Genomic DNA, 20,022 nt, shown 5'->3' on the forward strand with positions numbered 1-20,022 from the left:
GGTTCGGCACTGGACTGGTGTTACGGGTTTGGGGGCGGCCGGCCGGCGCGGAGCCGTGTGGCCGACGGGGCGTCAGCCGCGGGGACCGCCGGTTCCGTCCCGTGGAATCCGGGAGCCCGGCCGACCGCTCGCGCTGTGCCGCAGTTGGAACCGGACGATAGCAGGCCCGCTTACGGGTTCTTGACGCGCCCCCGGTCGTCATGCGGCCGACCCCCGGGGGCCGGACTCGCTCCGCCCGGCCTGCTCGGGATCGACATACAGGATCTTCGCCTTCATGTGCGCGCGGGCCTGCGCCGCGACCCAGACGAGGGTGGCCGCCACCAGTGAGGCCGCGAAGGCCTTGTGGTCGAAGAGCGTGGTGTTCTTGAAGGCGGCCACGAAGACGAAGAGCAGCAGCAGCTGGGTGGTGAAGAGCATCAGGCCCATGGCCTGGAACAGCTGCGGGTATTTGCGCCCCGTGTGCTGGAGCACGACGATGCCGATCCCCATGAAGAGGATCACCACCGCGGTGCCGAAGACCGCGCCGAGGGCACCTTTACCACCGGCGAGCGCCGCGGCCGCGGCGACGGCGATCACACCGACGGCGGCGGTGGGCCCCGCCGTGTGCAGGAGCATTCGGGCGTCGTTCGACTGCATGGAGGGCGGCTCCGTGGAGTGGGGGTCGAGAGGTCGTCGAGGACGAGCGTAAGGCCCGGTCGAGGTGCCACCTCCCGGCCGGTGGCCCGTCGCGCTGCGGTCACCGACCCTGCTTCCGGGTCTTCGTGAACGGTATCACAAACTATTTGATGAGGTCTTTACTCACTTGGTGTGCCGACTGTCACACGGACGGGCTAATCCGCAGGTCATCGGGGTGCACCCGAACGAGATCCCTGCTGGGGAAAATCTCACGATCCGGCAAAGTCCGCACCGTCCGGTGCCGGCCGTAGGCGGAAGGCCCGCCGAAGTCCCGCGGAGCGCCCGGTTCAGCCCCGGCTGCCGGCCTTGCTGCGCTGCGGGACGCGGTGGCCACCGCGGGCGCCGACGGCTGTCGCGCCGTTGGCCTGCGCCACCGTACCGGACCGCTCCGCGCCCGTCTCACCGGCCGCCGGGGAGGCCGACGACTGCCCCGCCTCGTCCGCCTCCTCCGCCGACTCGGCCGGGCGCCCCTCCCTGCGGTAGCGGGGCGGCACGACGGCCTGCGCCCAGCGCGGCACCCGCGGGGTGAAACGGGGCAGCAGCAGGATGAAGAGGCCGACGGCGCTGAACATGGCCAGCGCCAGCACCACCCACACACTGGCGGAGTTGACCGAGTAGGCGACGGCGGAGAAGCCGATCAGCGCCGACCAGAAGTACATGATCAGCACGGCCCGGCTGTGCGAGTGGCCGATCTCCAGCAGCCGGTGGTGCAGATGGCCGCGGTCGGCCGCGAACGGCGACTGTCCGTTCCAGGTGCGCCGGACGACGGCCAGTACCAGGTCGGCGACCGGCACCGCGATGATGCTCAGCGGCAGCAGCACGACGGGGATGTAGACGGGCACCGTCGACTTCACGGCCTCCTTCTCGGAGCCGGTGGCCGCCTGGAGCAGATCGGGGTCCACCTGGCCGGTGATGGAGATGGCGCCCGCCGCCAGCACCAGGCCGATCAGCATCGATCCCGAGTCGCCCATGAAGATCCGGGCGGGGTGCATGTTGTGCGGCAGGAAGCCCAGTGCCATGCCCATGAGAATGACGGCGAAGAGCGTCGCGGGGGCCGCGGCCTCGACGCCGTAGCCGTACCACATGCGGTACGCGTACATGAAGAACGCGGCGGCGGCGATGCAGACCATGCCCGAGGCCAGCCCGTCGAGGCCGTCCACGAAGTTCACCGCGTTGATGGTGATGACGACGAGCGCCACGGTCAGCAGCGTGCCCTGCATGGGCGTGAGGGCCACCGAGCCGACGCCCGGCACCGGGATCCACAGGATCGTGAGGCCCTGCCAGACCATCACGCCCGCGGCGATCATCTGGCCGCCCAGCTTGATCAGCGCGTCCACGCCCCACTTGTCGTCGAGCACGCCCAGCAGCCAGATCAGGGCGGCGCCGGCCAGAAGCGCCCGCGGCTCACTGGAGAGTTCGAACATCTCGCCGATGTTCGACATCTGCGAGGCCACCAGCAGTCCCGCGCAGAGACCGCCGAACATGGCGATCCCGCCCAGCCGGGGCGTCGGCTCGCGGTGGACGTCCCGCTCGCGGATCTCCGGCATCGCGCCGGCCGCGATCGCGAACTTCCGCACCGGCCCGGTCAGCAGGTAGGTGACCGCGGCGGTGACGCAGAGCGTCAGCAGGTATTCACGCACGAACTGCCCCAGGGGTCTCGCCGGCCATCTAGGCCCCACAGCCTATGCCGCCCCACACCGGTCGCGTGCACGAGCCTCCGGCAGGAGCCCCGTACTGCGGTGTTTCTCACGGCCTCTTCACAAGGGTTCACCGGGGCGGCCACCGCGCCGGGCGTACCGGGGGCCTCGGCGGCCACGGTCCGGGAGCGCCGGCCGGGAACCGCCGTTCCCGTAAGGACGTACGCGCGCCGCGGATGGTTCCCCGATCCATCCGCCTGCCCGGAAATGGCCCGGGGATTCCCGGATGTCCACGGCGGGCGGTCTACGCGCGTCACCCGCGGGCCGACCGGTGGGGTGCTGTTCTGCGGAGGGAGAAGGTGCCCGTCGCCGGGCCGGGGAGCGGCGGCCGGTTACGGCCGGGGGGCGGGGACGCCCGTGAGCGCGGTGAGCATCGGGTCGAGGGCCTGCTGGATCTCCTCGCCGATGGAGCGGAAGAAGGTGATCGGCGCACCGTAGGGGTCGTGCACCTCGTCGGCCTCGGCGCTGGGCGCCAGCAGCCAGCCCCGCAGCGCCGCGGCGGCGCGCACCAGGGCGCGGGCGCGGTCGACGACGGCGCCGTCGGGCTCGGGGTCGGGCAGCGTCGCCGGGTCTATGGCCCGTACCAGCCGGGTGAACTCCTTGAGCGTGAAGGTGCGCAGGCCCGCCGAGTGCCCCATGGAGATCACCTGGGCCCGGTGGTCGCGGGTCGCGGTGAGGACGAGGTCGGCGCGGATGACGTGCTCGTCGAGGAGTTCCCGGCCGGTGAAGCCGCCGGGGTCCGCGCCGAGGTCGGTGAGGACGGTCGCCGCGTGCGCCTCCATGGGAGCGCCCTCGTGCCCCCAGGTGCCGGCGCTCTCCACGATGATGCCGCAGGGGCCGCCGAGCCGGTGGGCGAGGGCATGGCGGGTCAGCCGCTCGGTGATGGGCGAGCGGCAGACGTTGCCGGTGCTGACGTGGAGGATGCGGAATACGCCGGGCTCCCCGCCTCCGTCGGGTACGGAGAAGACGCCCGGCCGTGGTCCCGGGAAACCGCCCGCGCGGCCCGGGAGGCCGTCCGCTATGCCACGCCTCTGGGGCGCCGTCAATTCGCCACCTCGAGGTCGGGTACCACCTCGCGGAGCTGGTCCGCGGAGAGCGCTCCCTCGCGCAGCAGCACCGGCACCTTGCCGGTGACGTCCACGATGGAGGAGGCCACGGCGGCGGGGGTCGGCCCGCCGTCGAGGTAGACGGAGACGGAGTCGCCGAGCATCTCCTCCGCGGCGTCGCAGGTCTGCGGCGAGGGGTGGCCGGTGAGGTTGGCGCTGGAGACGGCCATCGGGCCGACCTCGGTCAGCAGCTCGATGGCGACCGGGTGCAGCGGCATGCGGACGGCGACGGTGCCGCGGGTGTCGCCCAGGTTCCACTGGAGCGAGGGCTGGTGCCGGGCGACGAGGGTGAGCGCGCCGGGCCAGAAGGCGTCGACGAGCTCCCAGGCGAGCTCCGAGAAGTCGGTGACCAGGCCGTGCAGGGTGTTCGGCGAGCCGACGAGCACGGGTGAGGGCATGTTGCGGCCGCGGCCCTTGGCCTCCAGGAGGTCGCCGACGGCCTCGGCGCTGAACGCGTCCGCGCCGATCCCGTAGACGGTGTCGGTGGGGAGGACGACGAGTTCGCCGCGGCGGACGGCGGACGCGGCTTCGCGCAGCCCGGTCTTGCGGTCGGTCGCGTCGGTGCAGTCGTATCGCCGTGCCATTAACGGGCCTCCCTCGGCCGGAGCGCTGTCTGCTCGCTGGGGTCAGTGTGACGGGTGCGGCCGGTGTCGCCGCCGCTTCCGCGCGAAGCGGTCGCCGTGTCGGTCATGGCATGGCCCGGCGGGCCGTGGCGAACCGGGGACGGTTGTTGAGGTCGGGGTGGTCGGCCGCGTCGGCCCAGCCCCGCTCCTCGGTGAAGATCCACGGCACCTGGCCGCCCTGGGTGTCGGCGTGCTCGACGACGACGACGCCGCCGGGGCGGAGCAGCCGGTGCGCGGTGCGCTCGATGCCGCGGATGGTGTCGAGGCCGTCCTCACCGGAGAAGAGCGCCAGTTCGGGATCGTGGTCGCGCGCCTCGGGGGCCACGTACTCCCACTCGGTGAGCGGGATGTACGGCGGGTTGGAGACGACGAGGTCCACCTGGCCGTCGAGCTCGGGGAGGGCGTCGAAGGCGTTCCCTTGGTGCAGGGTCACCCTGGAACCCTCGACATTCCTGCGGGCCCAGCGCAGCGCGCCCTCGTCCAGCTCCACGGCGTGCACCCGGGAGCGCGGCACCTCCTGCGCGAGGGCCAGCGCGATGGCGCCGGAGCCGGAGCAGAGGTCCACGATCAGGGGTTCGGCCACGTCCATGGCGCGGACGGCGTCTATGGCCCAGCCGACGACCGACTCGGTCTCCGGGCGGGGCACGAACACCCCCGGCCCGACCTGGAGTTCCAGGTAGCGGAAGAAGGCGCGGCCGGTGATGTGCTGCAGCGGCTCGCGGGCCTCGCGGCGGGCTACGGCCTCCCAGTAGCGGGCGTCGAAGTCGGCGTCGGCGACGGTGTGCAGCTCGCTCCGCTTGACGCTGTGCACGAAGGCGGCGAGTTCCTCGGCGTCGAAGCGCGGTGAGGGCACGCCGGCGTCGGCCAGCCGCTGGGTGGCCTGGGCCACCTCGGCGAGCAGCAGCGACCGGGGGCGCGCGGGGCGCCCGCCGGCAGCGGGCGGGTACGGGGGTCGTCCCCCGGAAGAGGGCGGCACGCTGTTCCTCCAGCCGGTCCGGCGGTGCGGGCTTCGGTTCGTCCCCGGGGTGGGCGGACGACCGGGTCTACTGGGCGGCGGCCAGCTTGGCCGCCGAGTCGGCGTCCACACAGGCCTGGATGACCGGGTCCAGGTCTCCGTCGAGCACCTGGTCCAGGTTGTACGCCTTGAAGCCGACGCGGTGGTCGGAGATGCGGTTCTCCGGGTAGTTGTAGGTGCGGATGCGCTCGGAGCGGTCGACGGTGCGGACCTGGCTGCGCCGGGCGTCCGACGCCTCCCGCTCCGCCTCCTCCTGCGCGGCGGCCAGCAGCCGGGAGCGGAGGATGCGCAGCGCCTGCTCCTTGTTCTGGAGCTGGCTCTTCTCGTTCTGGCAGGAGACGACGATGCCGGTGGGCAGGTGGGTGATGCGCACCGCGGAGTCGGTGGTGTTGACGGACTGGCCGCCGGGGCCCGAGGAGCGGTAGACGTCGATCCGCAGGTCGTTGGGGCCGATCTCGACCTCGACCTCCTCGGCCTCGGGCGTGACGAGCACGCCGGCGGCGGAGGTGTGGATGCGGCCCTGCGACTCGGTGGCCGGGACGCGCTGCACGCGGTGCACCCCGCCCTCGTACTTCAGCCGCGCCCAGACGCCCTGGCCGGGCTCGGTGGCACCGTTCCCGCCCTTGGTCTTCACGGCGACCTGGACGTCCTTGTAGCCGCCGAGGTCGGACTCGTTGGCCTCCAGGATCTCGGTCTTCCAGCCGGCGCGCTCGGCGTAGCGCAGGTACATCCGCAGCAGGTCGCCGGCGAACAGGGCCGACTCCTCGCCGCCCTCCCCCGCCTTGACCTCCAGGATCACGTCCTTGTCGTCGCTGGGGTCGCGCGGGACGAGCAGCAGCCGCAGCCGCTCGGTGAGCTCCTCGCGCCGGATCTCCAGCTCCTTGACCTCGTCCGCGAAGTCGGGGTCGTCCAACGCGAGTTCGCGCGCCGCCTCGATGTCGTCGCCGGTGCTCTTCCAGGAGCGGTACGCGGTGATGACCGGCGTCAGCTCGGCGTAGCGCTTGTTGAGCCGGGTCGCCTCGCGCTGGTCGGCGTGGACCGTGGGGTCGGCGAGCCGCTTCTCGAGATCGGCATGCTCGCCGATCAGTTCTTCGACCGCCTCGAACATCGGGATTCGTTTCCTCGGAAGTGGGGTGGGACGGGCGGGGCTGCCCGTGGGGGTGGGTGCGGATGGCCGGGAGGGCCCGGTGGACGACAAAGCGCCGGTCCGGCCGCCCCTGGCTGGAGGGGCGGCCGGAGACCGGCGCCGTGGGGTCGCTACTTCTTGGCGGACCCGGCGTTCTTGCCGAAGCGGGCCTCGAAGCGGGCCACGCGGCCACCCGTGTCGAGGATCTTCTGCTTGCCCGTGTAGAACGGGTGGCACTCGGAGCACACGTCGGCGCGGATGGCGCCCTCGGTGACGGTGCTGCGCGTGGTGAACGAGGCTCCGCAGGTGCAGCTCACCTGGGTCTCGACGTACTCGGGGTGGATGTCGCGCTTCAAGGGATGCTCCTAGGTTCGGGAGGGCACCGGGTCGTCCGGGCCCCGCCTGCCCGATGGCGGACGAGGTGGGGTAACCGCCCGTACGTGAACCGGGGCCGACGCACCAGTCTGCCAGGACCGGGCGCATCTCCCAAAACCGGGGGCGGGGCCGTTCTATTCCCCGGGCGGCGGCCCGGGGCCGCCCGGGGCGGCTCCGCCGGGCCCCGGGCCCTCAGGAGCCGCCGAGGACCTCGTCGGAGTCCTCGCGGGCCTGGTCTCCGGCGGAGCCCTCGGTCGCGGAGTCCGGGACGGGCCGGTCCCGGCGGAGGGCGTCCCAGACGGTACGGGTCTTGTCCTTCAGCGGCACCACGCGGTTGCCGTCCTCCGGGTCGTACTCCACGGGCAGGGTGATCATGTCCAGGTCCTCGGAGCCGATCTCCCGCATGCTCCGGGAGAAGTCCAGCAGTTTCTTCACCCCGGCCAGCCCGGAGTCGGTGGTGAGGGCCTGGGTGGCGGTGTCGGCGACGCCGTAGAGCTTGCCCGGGTCGCTGAAGAGGCCGATCTCCCCCACCTGGTCGAGCAGGGCCTTGAGGAAGGCCTGCTGGAGGTGTATCCGGCCGAGGTCGCTGCCGTTGCCGATGGCGTGCCGGGTGCGGACCAGGCCGAGGGCCTGCTCGCCGTCGAGAACGTGGGTGCCGGGGGGCAGGTCGAGCCGGCTCTTCTTGTCCTTGATCCGCTCCTCGGTGGTGAGCTCCACGCCGCCGAGTTCGTCGACGACCTTCTTGAAGCCGGTGAAGTCGATCTCCAGATAGTGGTCCATCCGGATGCCGGAGACGGCCTCGGCGGTCTTGACGGCGCAGACCGGCCCGCCGATCTTGTACGACTCGTTGAACATGGCGCGCCGGGCGGGCGGGTGCGTCCCCTCGCCGTCCTTGCGGTCGCAGGCGGGGCGCCGCACCAGGGTGTCCCGGGGGATGCTGACGACGGTGGCCTTGCGGCGGCCCTCGTGGATGTGGACGATCATCGCCGTGTCGGAGCGGGAGCCGCTCTGGCCGGCGCTGCCGTACTTCTTGTTGGCGCCTTTGCGGGAGTCGGAGCCGAGCACCAGGATGTCCGTCGAGCCGTTGTCGAGGTCCTCGGGCCGGTCGGTGCCGAGGGCGGCGTCGATGTCGATGTCGCGGAGGTTGCCGTCGAGCTTCGTCCAGACGTAGCCGAGGCCGGCACCGCCCAGCAGCACGACCGCGGAGAGCACCCAGGCGGTGATCCTCAGCGCTCGGCGGCGGGCGGCACCCCGGTCGCCGGTGCCGGGTGACCCGCTCTCCCCGTTCGTCGCTTCGTCCGCCATGTGCTCCCCACGTCGTCGCTGTCCGGTTACCCCCTTTTGGAGCCCTCAGACCCGGCGCCGCTCCCCCGGCGCGGCCGGGCCCCTCTTCCGGTGCCCGGCCGCCCCCCGGTACGCGGCGAGGGGGCTCCCCCGCCGTGGCGGTGGAGCCCCCTTCCGGCTGCCGTGGTCTCCCGCGGCGGCCGGGTCAGTCGTTGCCGTTGCCCGGTGCCGGGGTGGTCTTCTGGATCTGGAGCAGGAACTCCGCGTTGCTCTTGGTCTCCTTGAGCTTGTCCAGGAGCAGCTCGATGGCCTGCTGGGAGTCCAGGGCGTGCAGCACCCGGCGGAGCTTCCAGGTGATCGCGAGCTCGTCGCTGCCGAGCAGGATCTCCTCCTTGCGGGTACCGGACGCGTCGACGTCCACCGAGGGGAAGATCCGCTTGTCGGAGAGCCTGCGGTCGAGCTTGAGCTCCAGGTTGCCGGTTCCCTTGAACTCCTCGAAGATCACCTCGTCCATCCGCGAACCGGTGTCGACCAGCGCGGTGGCCAGGATGGTCAGCGAGCCGCCGTCCTCGATGTTCCGCGCGGCGCCGAAGAAGCGCTTCGGCGGGTACAGCGCGGTGGAGTCGACACCACCGGAGAGGATCCGGCCGGAGGCCGGGGCCGCGAGGTTGTACGCGCGGCCGAGGCGGGTGATCGAGTCCAGCAGGACGACCACGTCGTGACCCAGCTCGACCAGGCGCTTGGCCCGCTCGATGGCCAGCTCGGCGACGGTGGTGTGGTCCTCGGCGGGGCGGTCGAAGGTCGAGGAGATGACCTCGCCCTTCACCGACCGCTGCATGTCGGTGACCTCTTCCGGACGCTCGTCGACGAGGACGACCATCAGGTGGCACTCGGGGTTGTTGCGGGTGATCGCGTTGGCGATCGCCTGCATGATCATGGTCTTGCCGGTCTTCGGCGGGGCCACGATCAGACCGCGCTGGCCCTTGCCGATCGGCGCGACCAGATCGATGATCCGGGTCGTCATCAGGTTCGGCTCGGTCTCCAGACGGAGCCGGTCCTGCGGGTAGAGCGGGGTGAGCTTGCCGAACTCCGGGCGGCCGCGGCCGGTCTCGGGCGCCATGCCGTTCACCGAGTCCAGCCGCACCAGGGCGTTGAACTTCTCGCGCCGCTCGCCCTCGCGGGGCTGGCGGACCGCGCCGGTGACGTGGTCGCCCTTGCGCAGGCCGTTCTTGCGGACCTGGGCGAGGGAGACGTAGACGTCGTTCGGGCCCGGCAGGTAGCCGGAGGTCCGGATGAACGCGTAGTTGTCGAGGATGTCGAGGATGCCCGCGACGGGGATCAGGACATCGTCCTCGGAGACCTGCGGCTCGCCGCCGAACTCCTCGCGCCCGCGGCGGCCCCGGCGGTCGCGGTAGCGCCCGCGGCGGCCGCGGCGGCCGCCCTCGAAGTCGTCGCCGTCGTCGTCGCGCTGCTGCTGGCCGCCGCGCTGGTCGCGCTGGCGGTTGCCGCCCTGGCCGCCGCCGTCGTCGTTCTTGTTGCGGCGGTTGTTGCCGCGGTCGCCCCGCTCGCCGCGGTTGTCGCCGCGGTCACGGCGGTCGCCCTTCTGGCCGCCCTGGCGGTCACCGCCCTGGCGGTCGCGGTCGCCGCCCTTGCCGCCGCGGCTCTCGGCGCCGGCGCCGTCCTGCCGCTCCCCGCCCTGCGGGGCGGTGCGGGTCTCGGCGCGGCTCCGGTCGCTTTCCTGGGCTCCGGCGGAGGTGTCGGCGGCGGTCTCCTCGGGGCTGCCGGCCTGCGCGGTCGCACGGCGCCGGCGGCGCTCGCCGCCCTGCGGCGGCTCGTCACTGGCCGGCTGGCCGGGGATGTCGATCTGCTGCTCGGGGCCTGTCTTGCCCTCGGCGCGGTCCGCGGCCTCGGCTCCGGCGCCCTCCTCGCCCGTACGGGCCTTGGAGGTGGCGCGGCGGCGCGGCTTGGTGGCGGCGGTGTCGGACGAGGGCGCGGCCTGGTCCGCGGAGTCCTTGGCGGGGGCGGTGCCGCCCGCCTGCTTCTCCTTGATGACCTCGATGAGTTGGCTCTTGCGCATCCGCGCGGTGCCCTTGATGCCGAGCGCGGAGGCAACCTGCTGCAGCTCGGCCAGGACCATGCCCTCGAGGCCGGTGCCGGAGCGGCGTCGCCTCGGAGCACCAGTGGCAGCACCGGTGGCAGGCGCGGCAGGAGCGTCCGTGGCGGGCGCGGAGGCTGCGCCGACGTTCTCGTCGGCAGTCACGCCCATCAGATCGGTGGTGTCGCTCACGAAGGGTCCTTCCCTGGAGCGGGCGTCGGCCTGTCTGGCTCGGCGACCGGTTGTGCTGTCCGGCTGCGGTCCCGGGTGTCCCGGACCGGCCGGTGCGGTGGTCCCGCCCATAGGCGGAGAATCATGGATTGGCCCGGCGGGGAGACTGTCCGGATGTCCGCCACGCCGATTCCGGAGCGTGCTCACATCTGCTCAGGCAGGCTGCACAGGCAGTTGAGGAGGCTCCCGGAAGAATGGTGTCCCCGAGGGGGACACAAAGCACCGCACCGCTCAGGTGCCAGGTGCTGACTTGAGGTTAACACTACCGGACCCAACAAACATTCCCCCTCTCGAAGACCGGCAATCGTCGGATGTCACCCGGTGGTCCGCGGGGCGCCCCCGGGGATTCCGCCCTGCCCCGTCAGCGGCAGGACACAGGTACCCGAGCCGTCCAGGGACAGCCTGTTGGCCGCCCATCCCTCCCCGGCGAGCTGCGCGACCTTGTCGGCCGTGCTCTCCTCGGCGAGGGCCAGCACCGTCGGGCCGGCGCCGGAGATGACGGCGGGGACGCCGTCCTGGCGGAGCCGGGCGACCAGGGCCGCGCTCTCCGGCATGGCCGGGGCCCGGTACTCCTGGTGGAGCCGGTCCTCGGTGGCGGCGAGCAGCAGTTCGGGACGCCGGGTGAGGGCCTCGACGAGCAGGGCGGCCCGGCCGGCGTTGGCGGCGGCGTCGACGTGCGGCACCATGCGCGGCAGCAGGCCGCGGGCGGTCTCGGTGAGCACGGGGGTGGAGGGGACGAAGACCACGGGGACGACACTCGGCGCCGGGTCCATCCGGATGGCGCGGGCGGATCCGCCGTCGGTCCAGGCGAGGGTGAAGCCGCCGAGCAGGCAGGCGGCGACGTTGTCGGGGTGGCCCTCGATCTCGGTGGCCAGCTCCAGCAGCGCGGTGTCGTCGAGTTTCTCGGCCCCGCCTATCGTCACGGCGCGGGCGGCGGTGATGCCGGCGCAGATGGCGGCGGAGGAGGAGCCCAGGCCGCGGCCGTGCGGGATGCGGTTGGCGCAGACCACTTCGAGGCCGCGCGGCTGCCCGCCGAGCAGGTCGAAGGCGGTGCGCAGGGAGCGGATGAGGAGGTGGCTCTCGTCCCGCGGGAGCGTTTCCGCGCCCTCGCCGGCGATGTCGATGTGCAGCCCCGACTCGGCGACGCGGACCACGACGTCGTCGTAGAGCCCCAGGCCGAGGCCGAAGGCATCGAAGCCGGGGCCGAGATTGGCGCTGGTCGCGGGGGTGCGCACCCGGACGGCGGCGGCTCGGAAGGCGGGACCGGCCATCGCTCGATGACTCTCCTTGTTCTGGGGCAGCGGGATTCCCTCGGTGGGACCCCGCCGGGGTCGGCTTGCGGATGCTTCTGCCAGGGACTCCGCCCGTGGCCGGTGGCGGCCCGGCAGCGCTGGCTCTGCCAGTACTCTGCGTGCCCTGCCGGAGCCATGCATATGCATCCGGCATGCGGGGGACGGGCGGGGTTCGTCCTCCAGCCTATCGAAGGAAGGTTCTGTCGCGACATAGGGCGCACAGGAGGCGCACGATGCGTGTCGTCCCCGTTCCGTGCTTCCGGATACGGTCTGCGGCGGTTGCGGGCGGAGCGGGCCGGACCAGGCGTTTCCGCCCGGTCCGGGGCTCCTGTCACCGTCTGCGGGGGCTTGGGCACGGCCCGGGGGGCGCAGGGGCCGCACCCCGGCCCGTAGGCGCCGGTTCCGGACCGGTGGCGCGGGTCCGGTGGCGCGGTTCCGGTGGCGCGGTTCCGGCGCGGTTCCGGCGCGGATACTGCCGGCCCCCGGCGCGGGCGGTTCGCGCACGTCCGCGCCGGGGGGCGGCTCCGGCGGGTCAGGCCAGGCCGAGCCGCTCGGCGGCCACGTCGGCGTCCACGGGGACGGTCACCGGCTGCGGGGCGCCGGCCACGGCCCAGTCCGGGTCCTTGAGGCCGTTGCCGGTGACGGTGCAGACGATGCGCTGGCCGGGGTCGACCTTGCCCTGCTCGGCGGCCTTCAGCAGGCCGGCGACGCTCGCGGCCGAGGCGGGTTCGACGAACACGCCCTCCTGGGAGGCCAGCAGCCGGTAGGCGGCCAGGATCTGACGGTCCGTCACCTCGTCGATGAGGCCGCCCGACTCGTCCCGGGCCCGCTCGGCGAACTCCCAGGAGGCCGGGTTGCCGATGCGGATGGCCGTCGCGATGGTGTGCGGGTCCTTGACCGGCTCGCCGCGCACGATCGGCGCGGAACCGGAGGCCTGGAACCCCCACATCCTCGGGCGCCGGTCCGCCATGCCGTCGGCGGCGTACTCGCTGTAACCGCGCCAGTAGGCGGTGATGTTGCCCGCGTTGCCGACCGGGAGGACGTGGATGTCGGGGGCGTCGCCCAGCATGTCGGCGATCTCGAAGGCCGCGGTCTTCTGGCCCTCGATCCGGACCGGGTTGACCGAATTGACCAGCGACACCGGGTACTTGTCGGAGAGGCCGCGGGCCAGCGTCAGGCAGTCGTCGAAGTTCCCGTCCACCTGGAGGATCTTCGCGCCGTGCACCAGGGCCTGGCCCATCTTGCCCAGCGCGATCTTGCCCTGCGGCACCAGCACCGCGCAGACCATCCCGGCCCGCACCGCGTACGCGGCGGCCGAGGCGGAGGTGTTGCCGGTGGAGGCGCAGATGACGGCCTGCGCGCCCTCCTCCTTGGCCCGGGTGATGGCCATCGTCATCCCGCGGTCCTTGAAGGAACCGGTGGGGTTGGCGCCCTCGACCTTGAGGTGGACCTCGCAGCCCGTGCGCTCGGAGAGCACCTGCGCGGGGACGAGCGGCGTGCCGCCCTCGCGGAGGGTGACGACCTGGGTGTCCGCGGTCACGGGCAGCCGGTCGCGGTACTCCTCGATCACCCCCCGCCACTGGTGGGTGGCGCCCCGGCGGGGACCTGTGCTGTGTGCGGCCATGGTTTCTTCCTTACTCCCCTTCGACCCGCATGATCCCGGCGACACCGCGCACGGTGTCCAGCGCCCGCAGGGCGCCGACCGTCGCCGAGAGAGCCGCGTCGCTCGCCCGGTGGGTGACCACCACGAGGGACGCCTCACCGTCCTTGACCTGCTGGTGGACGGTCTCGATGGACACCCCGTGCTCGTTGAACTCCGCGGCGACCGCGGCCAGGACGCCCGGCTTGTCGGCGACATCGAGGCTGATGTGGTAGCGCGTGACCACCTCGCCCATCGGGCTCACCGAGAGCCGCGAGTACGCGGATTCACCGGGGCCGGTCGCACCGTTGAGCTTGTTGCGGCAGACCGCGACGAGGTCGCCGAGGACCGCGGAGGCGGTGGGCGCGCCGCCGGCCCCGGGCCCGTAGAACATCAGCTGGCCGGCGGCCTCCGCCTCGACGAAGACCGCGTTGTACGCCTCGCGGACGGAGGCGAGCGGATGGCTCAGCGGGATCATCGCCGGGTGGACGCGGGCGGTGACCGAACGGCCGTCCTCGGCGCGTTCGCAGATCGCCAGCAGCTTGACCGTGCGGCCCATGCGGCGGGCGGAGGCGATGTCGGCGGCGGTGACCTCCGTGATGCCCTCGCGGTGCACGTCGTCCAGGCGGACCCGGGTGTGGAAGGCGATGCCGGCGAGGATCGCGGCCTTCGCGGCGGCGTCGAAGCCCTCGACGTCGGCGGTGGGATCGGCCTCGGCGTATCCGAGGGCCGTCGCCTCGTCGAGCGCCTCGGAGTAGCCGGTGCCGCCGGTCTCCATCCGGTCGAGGATGAAGTTGGTGGTGCCGTTGACGATGCCCAGCACGCGGTTGACCTTGTCGCCGACGAGGGACTCGCGGAGCGGGCGGACCAGGGGGATGGCGCCGGCGACGGCTGCCTCGTAGTAGAGGTCGGCGCCGTGCCGCTGGGCGACGGCGTGCAGGGCGGCGCCGTCCTCGGCGAGCAGCGCCTTGTTGGCGGAGACGACGCTCGCGCCCTGCTCGAAGGCCGTGGTGATCAGCGTGCGGGCGGGCTCGATGCCGCCGATGACTTCGACCACGACGTCGATGTCGCCGCGTTTGACGAGGGCGGTGGCGTCGGTGGTGACCAGCTCGGCGGGCACGCCCTCGCGGACCCGGTCCGGGCGGCGCACGGCGATGCCGGCCAGCTCGACGGGGGCCCCGATGCGCGCCGTGAGATCGTCCGCGTGCGTCGTCATGATGCGTGCCACCTCGGAGCCGACCACTCCACAGCCCAGCAGCGCCACCTTCAGCGGACGCGTACGCATCATCCGACCTCGTCTCTCCGCGCATCTCCCGGAACCGTGCCGGGGGCTTCCCGGAAGTCTGTCCGGGGCGCTCCCGGGACCGTCACCGGGTCCCGATTGTCTTGGCTCCCCACCAGTCTCACTCACCGGGTGGGTCGCTCCGGGGTTTGTCCGGATTCCGAGACTGCCGGAAGCCGGGGGTGGGCCCCCGGGGCCGCGGGGTCCATGGCCTGCGCTGCCGCAGGCGTGCGGCGCGGGCGGCGTTCTCGGGCGGCGCGGCCGTACCGAGGTGCCGCCGTGGTGGACGCGCGCCCGTCCGTGCTCCCGTACCGGCTTCGCGCGGGTGGAGCCGGTACGACGCAGGACTACCGCACGGGGCGGGCCGGCGGAAGGGCGCGGTGGCGCGGGGTGGCGGATGTCACCCGGTGTCCGGGGCGCCCGCGCCCCGTCACCCCGCGCCTGGGCCCGGGTTGTGCCCGAAGCCCGCCGCCCCGCGTGCCGTCAGCCCACGTCCAGCCGGAGCAGGTCCTCCTCCGTCTCGCGCCGCATGATGACGCGGGCCTTGCCGTCCTTGACCGCGACCACGGGCGGGCGCAGCGCGTGGTTGTAGTTGCTCGCCATGGAGCGGCAGTAGGCGCCGGTGGCGGGCACGGCGAGCAGGTCGCCGGGCGCCAGGTCGGCGGGGAGGAAGGCGTCCTTCACGACGATGTCGCCGGACTCGCAGTGCTTGCCGACGACCCGGGAGAGCATGGGCCCGGCGGTGGAGACCCGGGAGGCCAGGGCGACGGAGTACTCGGCGTCGTAGAGGGCGGTGCGGATGTTGTCGGACATGCCGCCGTCCACGCTGACGTAGGTGCGCAGGCCGGGGAGTTCCTTGAGGGTGCCGACCTCGTAGAGGGTGAAGGTCGTCGGGCCGACGATGGCGCGGCCGGGCTCCACGGAGATCCGGGGGACGGCCAGGCCGGCGGCGGCGCACTCGCGGGTCACGATGTCGCTCAGCGACCTGGCGATCTCGTGCGGTTCGCGGGGGTCGTCCTCGGAGGTGTAGGCGATGCCGAGGCCGCCGCCGAGGTCGATCTCGGGCAGCTCGACGCCGTGCTCGTCCCGCACCTCGGCGAGGAGCTGGACGACGCGGCGGGCGGAGACCTCGAAGCCCGCCATGTCGAAGATCTGCGAACCGATGTGGGAGTGGATCCCGGCCAGTTCGAGGCTGTCGAGCTTGAGGACGCGGCGCACGGCCTCGGCGGCCTGGCCGTCGGCGAGGGCGATGCCGAACTTCTGGTCCTCGTGCGCGGTGGCGATGAACTCGTGCGTGTGGGCCTCGACACCGACGGTGACGCGGATCTGCACCCGCTGGCGGCGGCCGAGGCGCTCGGCGATGTGCGCGACCCGGACGATCTCCTGGAAGGAGTCGAGGACGATGCGGCCGACGCCCGCGGTGACGGCGCGCTCGATCTCGTCGGAGGTCTTGTTGTTGCCGTGCATCGCGATGCGCTCGGCGGGCATGCCGGCTGCGAGGGCGGTGGTCAGCTCGCCGCTGGAGCAGACATCGAGGTTGAGGCCCTCCTCGTGCAGCCACCCGACGACGGCGCGGGAGAGGAACGCCTTGCCGGCGTAGAAGACGTCGGCCTCGCCGCCGAAGGCGTCGTGCCAGGCGCGGCAGCGGGCGCGGAAGTCGTCCTCGTCGAGGAAGTAGGCGGGAGTGCCGAACTCCTCGGCGAGACGGGTGACGGGGATGCCGCCGAGAGTGGCGACACCGTCGGCGTCGCGGGTGACCGTGCGCGACCAGACGCGCGGGTCGAGGGCGTTGAGGTCGGCGGGCGGGGCGGTGTAGTGACCCTCGGGCAGGACATCGGCGTGCCGGGGCCCGGCAGGGTGTGCGGAACGGCTCATGGCGCTCTGGGCTCTCCTCGGAGGTGGCGCTGGGGTGGTGGTGCGTCTGGGTGGTCCGGGTGCGGGTGGTGCGGGTGGTCTGGGTGTGGCGGTCCGGGTGTGGTGGTCCGGGTTTGGTGGTCCGGGTGTCGATGCGTGGGTCGGTCTGTGTTGTTCAGGTCTGGGGTCGGGTGCCGGTGCCGGGCCCGGACTGAGGCCCGGGGCCGGGGCGGCCGTCGTCAGCGTCGGCCGTCCCGGTCGTCGCCGTGTCGGGCGGCGGCGGAGGCGCGGACGGTTGCCCGCGCCGGCCGGGCCACGGGAGGCCGGCCGGGCACCGGCCGCCCGGGGGACGGCCGTACGCGTCCGTGGTGCCGGCCCCGGGTGGCCCGGGACCACGTCCGCGCCCCCATCCGCCGGGTCCGCGTTCGCCCGCCGCATCCCGCCCGCCGTCCGCGTCCGCCGGGCGGTCCGGGGGTGTCCCGGCGTCCGTCAGAGGTGCGTGGGCGCGTCGATGCCGAGCAGGAGCAGGCCGCCTGCGAGCACCGTCCCGGCCGCCTCGGCGAGGGCGGTACGGGCCCGGTGGGCGGCCCCGGGTTTCTCGTCGCCGCGCGGGAGGACGGGGCAGGCGTCGTGGAAGCGGAAGAAGGCGTCCGCGAGCTGTTCGAGGTGGCGCGCTATGCGGTCGGGGGCGCGGTGGCGCGCGGCGGCGTCCAGGACGGCAGGGTACTCGCGGAGGGCGGCGAGCAGGTCGCGCGCGGGGGACGGGCCGGCCGGAGCGCCGGGGACGCGGGGCTCACCGGAGTCCCCCGGAATGCCCAGGTCACCGGGGGCGGGTTCGATCCCCAGATCGGCGGCGTTCCGTACGAGGGCTCGCGCGCGCGCGTGGGCGTAACGGACCCGGAAGAGGGGGTTCGACTCACGCTGCATGAGCAGGGGGTCGTGCTCATCCCCGGTGAGACGGGGGCAGTCGTGGGCGGCGGGCCGGAGAAGGCCCCAGCGGGTGGCATCCGCCCCGAGGGTGCGGAGCAGCTCGGCAGCGGAGGCACCGACGGGCACGGGACGCACGGGAAGGCGGATCGGGGCAGCCGCGGGGCGCCGGGGTTGCGTGACGGGGGTCACCGGGTCCGCGGGTGCTGACGGTGTCCGAGATCACCCCGAGGGCGGTCCAGTCGGGATCGGCCGGGCCGGTGCAGCGGGTGGTGACGAGGGCGCCCTGGGAGCGGAGGAGGCGGCGGAGAGCGTCGGCGGTGACGGCGGCGCGGGTCTCGCCGGGGAAGGCCAGTTCGATGGGCTCACCGGCCAGGGCATCGCTGTGCCCGTAGGCAGTGCCGCAGCGGAGGACGTCACGCACGAGGGCGGCGCCGGAGCCGTCGGCCAGGGTGATGTTGAGGAAACCGGGCCCGGAGACCTCGACGAGCTCGATGCCGGGCGCGGCAGCGAGGCGGGACCGGAGGATGCCGGCCACACCGAGGGCCGGGAGCCCGGCAGGGCGGGCGAGCTGGAGGGCGACCCCGGTCGCGTAGTCGCCGTGACCGGGCCGGGAGGCCGGCTTGACCACCACCCGCTCGGGCACGGACACGCGCAGCTCGCCGTCCGCGACGGCATGGCGCACGGTGCGCAGCACGGTCTGGGAGAGCTGGGTGGGGGTCACGCATCCAGCGTAGGGGAGGTGCGGGTGGTTCCGCGAACCGTTTCACAGGCCGGACGGGGAGGCGGGCGGGAACGGGCGGGGCGCAGCTGCTGTGATTCGCAGCACCGTGCAGCGCCGCGCCCGCCCGTCAGCCCGCCGGACGGGCGGAGGTCGCGCTGTCCCCGCCGGAGAGCTCACCGGCTGGCGGCTCCCCGGGGGACCGCTTCCCTCCGCACGCCAGCCGCCGGACGAGCCGGACGAGATCGGCCGGTTCGAAGGGCTTGGCGAGAAACGCGTCGACCCCGGCGGCCTGTCCGTCGTCGACCTCCTGCTGAGTGCAGGCACTGATGATCGCAACGGGCAGATGCCGGGTCCGCGGGTCCTCGTACAGCCGGGTGGCCGTACGTAATCCGTCGAGGCGGGGCATCACTACATCCAGGGTGACGACATCCGGACGCACGTCGTGAATGACGTCCAGACACTCGGCACCATCGGCCGCGGTCACGACCTCGAACCCTTCAAGTTCGAGGTTGACCCTGATCAGCTGCCGGATCACCTTGTTGTCGTCGACCACAAGGACCCGGGCGAACGAGCCAGGCACAACTCGAGAGTAGGTCGCGAGCTCCGCCCGCGTCCGGCTTTTCCCCACTTCCACCACCTGCGAGGGACCTTCGGCCGACTGGATGCGGCAAGCGCGACGGATGCGCTAGGGGAGCCCGGAGGGACTTGGTCCGGGGGCGCGGGAGGACGCGTGACGGGGTTGGCCCTCACCGGAGGGAAGCTGAGCAGTCCGGAGGCATATGGGACTGAAACGGCGAAAACCTGACAAAAATGAGCTACCCGACACCCACGGTGACGCCGCCCACCGGAGAGCCGACCCCGAGCCGGCAGCCGCCACCGGCAGGGCCCCCACCCCCGAAAGGCACGCCCCGATCCAACGGAAACAGGACCCGGCCAGGTCTCCCGCGAACCGCGTGACCGGACTCCCGGACCACCGAGCCGATGCCGACCGCCGACTGTCATCCCCGGGCGCACACGGCAACCCGCCCCCGGTCGGACGGGAGCTCGCGGAGGCGGGACGGGAGGGTCGGCAACCCTCCCCGCCTTCCCCACCCCGCGAAATGCCGTTCATGGGCACCCCGCTGGAGCTGGTAGGGTTCTACCCGTCGCCGCGAACGCGATCGACACGCCCCCGTAGCTCAGGGGATAGAGCAACGGCCTCCGGAGCCGTGTGCGCAGGTTCGAATCCTGCCGGGGGCACTTCCCAGGAAGTGCCTAAAGACCCCGCCACCAGCCAAGACGCTGAGTGCGGGGTCTTCGCGTATGTGCAGCCGGATGCCGCCGAAAGCAGCCCGATGACAGTGATCACGTTGTACTGGCGTAGTAGCCTGGGATGGCTTCCGCCCATGTCAGAACCCGGTTCCGACAGCTCATGAACTGGCCTCCCAGACAGGCCGAGAGCCCTGGATCTCTCCAGGGCTCTCGGATCATTGGGCGCCTCCGCCGTGTTACCTCTCCGTCGACTTCCTGGCGGTACGGAGGTCACGCGCGAGCGTGTAGACGGACGTCAGGAACATGAGGGCCCGCCTGCCACCCACAGCACGGACGCCCCTCCCGGGTACTCATATATGGCGCCGCTGAGAAGCATCGCGGCGACGAGGACTCCGAAGACTGAGATCAGCGTGCTGATGCGATTGGTCACGCACACATCTTCGGCGACAGCCACACGCGCGGACAGCCCGGCGTCGACGTGCAGAACCGGCCCTACGTCACTCCTCCTCCCCCAGACCACACATGATCCGGTCGTTCATCTCCTGCTCCTGGCCGTCGATGGAGACCTGCCGGGGCACGAAGGCGAGGTCCCGCGCCTGGCGCCACACCCGGTAGTACGAAGAGGACGCCACGAGGTTGCCGCGCTCGCTGGCGAAGATCCTGCCGTCCTCAGCCGTGCCGAACACGGCCACGTGATCACGGAGCATCCGGACCAGCGGCGGGGGGATGGGAACGATCCGGGCCTCTCCCTTCCTCGCGCTCCACGCCGCGCTGCGCAGTGCCTGCCGCGCCCGCGGGCATCCGCCGAGCACTGCTCTTTGCCTCA

Annotated in this window: 15 protein-coding genes, 1 tRNA gene and 1 pseudogene; 1 reads left to right on the forward strand and 16 read right to left on the reverse strand. The window is 72.8% G+C overall.

The features are described 5' to 3' along the window. Window positions 1–198: 198 nt before the first annotated feature. The 15 genes and pseudogenes from E4N63_RS09930 to E4N63_RS10000 all read right to left on the reverse strand — a co-directional run bounded on the left by E4N63_RS09930 (window position 199) and on the right by E4N63_RS10000 (window position 18,579). A complete protein-coding gene (locus tag E4N63_RS09930; RefSeq protein WP_230240446.1) occupies window positions 199–636 on the reverse strand; it encodes a hypothetical protein in 438 nt (145 codons plus the stop codon). A gap of 326 nt (window positions 637–962) precedes the next feature. Beyond that, window positions 963–2,315 carry an MraY family glycosyltransferase gene (locus E4N63_RS09935; RefSeq protein WP_230240447.1) on the reverse strand — a complete coding sequence of 451 codons (1,353 nt, stop codon included), beginning with the start codon at window positions 2,313–2,315 and terminating at the stop codon, window positions 963–965. Window positions 2,316–2,704: 389 nt separating this feature from the next. Then, window positions 2,705–3,295 carry a protein-tyrosine-phosphatase gene (locus E4N63_RS09940; RefSeq protein ID WP_095757982.1) on the reverse strand — a complete coding sequence of 197 codons (591 nt, stop codon included), beginning with the start codon at window positions 3,293–3,295 and terminating at the stop codon, window positions 2,705–2,707. Window positions 3,296–3,414: 119 nt separating this feature from the next. Beyond that, on the reverse strand, window positions 3,415–4,062 hold the full coding sequence (locus E4N63_RS09945; protein WP_019710015.1) for an L-threonylcarbamoyladenylate synthase: 648 nt from the start codon (window positions 4,060–4,062) through the stop codon (window positions 3,415–3,417). Window positions 4,063–4,165: 103 nt separating this feature from the next. Then, window positions 4,166–5,005, reverse strand: a complete 840-nt coding sequence (gene prmC, locus E4N63_RS09950) for a peptide chain release factor N(5)-glutamine methyltransferase (RefSeq protein ID WP_078648934.1) — start codon at window positions 5,003–5,005, stop codon at window positions 4,166–4,168. A gap of 139 nt (window positions 5,006–5,144) precedes the next feature. Beyond that, on the reverse strand, window positions 5,145–6,224 hold the full coding sequence (gene prfA, locus E4N63_RS09955) for a peptide chain release factor 1 (protein ID WP_230240448.1): 1,080 nt from the start codon (window positions 6,222–6,224) through the stop codon (window positions 5,145–5,147). Window positions 6,225–6,373: 149 nt separating this feature from the next. Then, on the reverse strand, window positions 6,374–6,598 hold the full coding sequence (gene rpmE, locus E4N63_RS09960) for a 50S ribosomal protein L31 (protein ID WP_019710018.1): 225 nt from the start codon (window positions 6,596–6,598) through the stop codon (window positions 6,374–6,376). Window positions 6,599–6,809: 211 nt separating this feature from the next. Next, window positions 6,810–7,922, reverse strand: coding sequence for an LCP family protein (locus E4N63_RS09965; protein WP_230240449.1), 1,113 nt, complete (start codon window positions 7,920–7,922; stop codon window positions 6,810–6,812). Between the two features lie 184 nt (window positions 7,923–8,106). Continuing rightward, window positions 8,107–10,188, reverse strand: coding sequence for a transcription termination factor Rho (gene rho / locus E4N63_RS09970; RefSeq protein ID WP_230240450.1), 2,082 nt, complete (start codon window positions 10,186–10,188; stop codon window positions 8,107–8,109). 353 nt (window positions 10,189–10,541) lie between these two features. Continuing rightward, the gene (gene thrB, locus E4N63_RS09975) at window positions 10,542–11,498 is read right to left on the reverse strand and encodes a homoserine kinase (protein ID WP_125625960.1); all 957 of its coding nucleotides are present in this window, start codon (window positions 11,496–11,498) and stop codon (window positions 10,542–10,544) included. 553 nt (window positions 11,499–12,051) lie between these two features. Next, window positions 12,052–13,143 (reverse strand): threonine synthase, encoded by a 1,092-nt coding sequence (thrC, locus tag E4N63_RS09980; RefSeq protein ID WP_125625959.1) that lies wholly within the window; start codon window positions 13,141–13,143, stop codon window positions 12,052–12,054. 10 nt (window positions 13,144–13,153) lie between these two features. Beyond that, on the reverse strand, window positions 13,154–14,446 hold the full coding sequence (locus E4N63_RS09985; RefSeq protein ID WP_230240451.1) for a homoserine dehydrogenase: 1,293 nt from the start codon (window positions 14,444–14,446) through the stop codon (window positions 13,154–13,156). A gap of 477 nt (window positions 14,447–14,923) precedes the next feature. Next, window positions 14,924–16,315, reverse strand: coding sequence for a diaminopimelate decarboxylase (gene lysA, locus E4N63_RS09990; RefSeq protein WP_125625958.1), 1,392 nt, complete (start codon window positions 16,313–16,315; stop codon window positions 14,924–14,926). Window positions 16,316–16,783: 468 nt separating this feature from the next. Next, window positions 16,784–17,945: pseudogene (gene nrtL, locus E4N63_RS09995) on the reverse strand (ArgS-related anticodon-binding protein NrtL). A gap of 127 nt (window positions 17,946–18,072) precedes the next feature. Then, entirely contained in the window at window positions 18,073–18,579 is a 507-nt protein-coding gene (locus E4N63_RS10000) for a PleD family two-component system response regulator (RefSeq protein WP_230242421.1), read from the reverse strand. 533 nt (window positions 18,580–19,112) lie between these two features. Between E4N63_RS10000 and E4N63_RS10005 the strand changes: the two genes are divergently transcribed. Then, a tRNA-Arg gene (locus E4N63_RS10005) sits at window positions 19,113–19,184 on the forward strand. 509 nt (window positions 19,185–19,693) lie between these two features. On the opposite strand, the gene E4N63_RS10010 is transcribed toward E4N63_RS10005, so the two are convergent. Further along, a complete protein-coding gene (locus E4N63_RS10010) occupies window positions 19,694–19,903 on the reverse strand; it encodes a hypothetical protein (RefSeq protein ID WP_374112731.1) in 210 nt (69 codons plus the stop codon). Between the last annotated feature and the right edge of the window lie 119 nt (window positions 19,904–20,022).

Origin of the sequence: Streptomyces sp. MNU89 (assembly GCF_020982505.1) — a bacterium.
GTDB lineage: Bacteria > Actinomycetota > Actinomycetes > Streptomycetales > Streptomycetaceae > Streptomyces > Streptomyces xinghaiensis.

Coding starts and splice junctions, on each gene's coding strand:
- E4N63_RS09930 (WP_230240446.1), bottom strand. CDS start 636: ATGCAGTCGAACGACGCCCGAATGCTCCTGCACACGGCGGGGCCCACC.
- E4N63_RS09945 (WP_019710015.1), bottom strand. CDS start 4,062: ATGGCACGGCGATACGACTGCACCGACGCGACCGACCGCAAGACCGGG.
- prfA (WP_230240448.1), bottom strand. CDS start 6,224: ATGTTCGAGGCGGTCGAAGAACTGATCGGCGAGCATGCCGATCTCGAG.
- E4N63_RS09965 (WP_230240449.1), bottom strand. CDS start 7,922: ATGGCGGACGAAGCGACGAACGGGGAGAGCGGGTCACCCGGCACCGGC.
- thrB (WP_125625960.1), bottom strand. CDS start 11,498: ATGGCCGGTCCCGCCTTCCGAGCCGCCGCCGTCCGGGTGCGCACCCCC.
- thrC (WP_125625959.1), bottom strand. CDS start 13,143: ATGGCCGCACACAGCACAGGTCCCCGCCGGGGCGCCACCCACCAGTGG.
- E4N63_RS09985 (WP_230240451.1), bottom strand. CDS start 14,446: ATGATGCGTACGCGTCCGCTGAAGGTGGCGCTGCTGGGCTGTGGAGTG.
- lysA (WP_125625958.1), bottom strand. CDS start 16,315: ATGAGCCGTTCCGCACACCCTGCCGGGCCCCGGCACGCCGATGTCCTG.
- E4N63_RS10010 (WP_374112731.1), bottom strand. CDS start 19,903: ATGCTCCGTGATCACGTGGCCGTGTTCGGCACGGCTGAGGACGGCAGG.